Origin of the sequence: Aurantimonas marianensis (assembly GCF_024195285.1) — a bacterium.
Lineage (GTDB): Bacteria > Pseudomonadota > Alphaproteobacteria > Rhizobiales > Rhizobiaceae > Aurantimonas > Aurantimonas marianensis.
The window spans coordinates 1-1,623 of record NZ_JALHBS010000138.1; the positions used below are offsets into that span (position 1 = coordinate 1).

Below are 1,623 nucleotides of genomic sequence, written 5' to 3' on the forward strand. Positions count from 1 at the left end.
CGCTGCCTGAATAAGCAGCGCTAGCGCCGCCATCGCGTCCATCACCAGCGGGACGATCCGAAGATGAACTACAACTGGAACTGGGCCGTCCTGTTCGAGGACCCCTATCTGGGATGGCTTATTTCGGGCGTCCAATGGACGTTCGCCGTGGCGCTCGCGGCCTGGGTCATCGCACTCGTCGTGGGCGTCAGCGTTGGGGTCGGGCGGACGCTGCCCTCCCGCCCGATCGCGCTGATCTGTACGGTCTATGTCGAACTGTTCCGCAACGTGCCGCTGCTCGTGCAGATGTTCCTGTGGTACTTCGTCGTGCCCGAGATCGTGCCCGAAGATCTCGGCCGCTGGATGAAACGGGATATGCCGAACCCGGAATATGTCACGGCTGTCGTCGCGCTCGGCCTTTACACCGCAAGCCGCGTGGCCGAACAGGTCCGCGCCGGCGTCCAGGCGGTCGGCGGCGGCCTGACCAACGCGGCCTATGCCAACGGCCTTTCCGTCGCCCAGGCCTACCGCTACGTTCTGCTGCCGATCTCCTTCAGGCTGATCGTGCCGCCTCTCACGTCGGAATTTCTGACGATCTTCAAGAATTCCTCGCTTGCGCTGACGATCGGGCTCCTGGAGCTCACCGCGCAAAGCCAGCAGATCGCCGAGTACACGTTCCAGGGATTCGAGGCGTTCACCGCCGCGACGGTCATCTACGTCTGCATCGCGCTTCTGGCCACCGTTGCCGCGCAGGTCATCGAGAAGCATACGCGCATTCCCGGCTACGTGGGAGGGAAGTGAGCGATGGGCGATTTCGACATCGGCGTCATCACCGACAACCTGCCGTTCCTCTGGCAGGGCCTGCAACTCTCGCTCCTGCTGACCGGCCTTGCGATCGTCGGCGGCATCGTCCTGGGCACGGTTCTGGCACTGATGCGCTTATCCGGCCTATTGCCCCTGTCGCTTTTCGCGGCGGGCTACGTGAACCTGATCCGGTCCGTCCCGCTGATCCTCGTTATCTTCTGGTTCTACTTTCTGGTGCCGCTGGCGCTGGGGCGTCCGGTCGGCGGCTTCCAATCGGCGCTGATCGCCTTCATCCTGTTCGAGGCGGCATATTATTCCGAGATCATCCGCGCCGGCATCCAGTCGGTGCGCAGCGGACAGGTACACGCGGGTCAGGCGACCGGACTGTCCTATTGGCAGATCCAGCGTTACGTGGTGCTGCCGCAGGCATTTCGGAACATGATCCCGATCCTGGTCACGCAAGGCATCATCCTTTTTCAGGACACCAGCCTCGTGTTCGTCGTCTCCTTGCGTGATTTTATGACGGTCTCATCGATCATCGCGCGGACCGAGGGCCGGCTGGCGGAAATGTATATTTTCGCCGCCCTGGTCTATTTCGTCATCTGTCTCGCGGGGTCGCTGTTCGTCCGCCGTCTGCAAAAGGCAAAGCCCGCATGATCGACATTCAGCACGTTTCGAAGTGGTACGGTGACTTTCAGGTTCTGGCCGACTGCACGACGCAGGTGGCTCGGGGCGAGGTGGTGGTGGTCTGCGGTCCCTCCGGTTCGGGCAAGTCGACGTTAATCAAATGCGTCAACGGGCTTGAGCCGGTGCAGAAGGGCTCGATCACTGTGGACAATA

General features: G+C 62.0%; 3 protein-coding genes. All 3 read left to right on the top strand.

The window, feature by feature from the left end; genetic code table 11:
• Positions 1-63 precede the first annotated feature (63 nt).
• Positions 64-780 (top strand): amino acid ABC transporter permease, encoded by a 717-nt coding sequence (locus MJ956_RS18660; protein WP_253965917.1) that lies wholly within the window; start codon positions 64-66, stop codon positions 778-780.
• 3 nt (positions 781-783) lie between these two features.
• The gene (locus MJ956_RS18665) at positions 784-1,440 is read left to right on the top strand and encodes an amino acid ABC transporter permease (RefSeq protein WP_253965918.1); all 657 of its coding nucleotides are present in this window, start codon (positions 784-786) and stop codon (positions 1,438-1,440) included.
• A partial coding sequence (locus tag MJ956_RS18670) for an ATP-binding cassette domain-containing protein (protein ID WP_253965919.1) occupies positions 1,437-1,623 on the top strand: 187 nt, incomplete at its 3' end. The genes MJ956_RS18665 and MJ956_RS18670, both read left to right, overlap by 4 nt.

What these genes read in the sequence shown, in the direction of transcription:
- MJ956_RS18660 (WP_253965917.1), top strand. Translation starts at nt 64, where the DNA reads ATGAACTACAACTGGAACTGGGCCGTCCTGTTCGAGGACCCCTATCTG.
- MJ956_RS18665 (WP_253965918.1), top strand. Translation starts at nt 784, where the DNA reads ATGGGCGATTTCGACATCGGCGTCATCACCGACAACCTGCCGTTCCTC.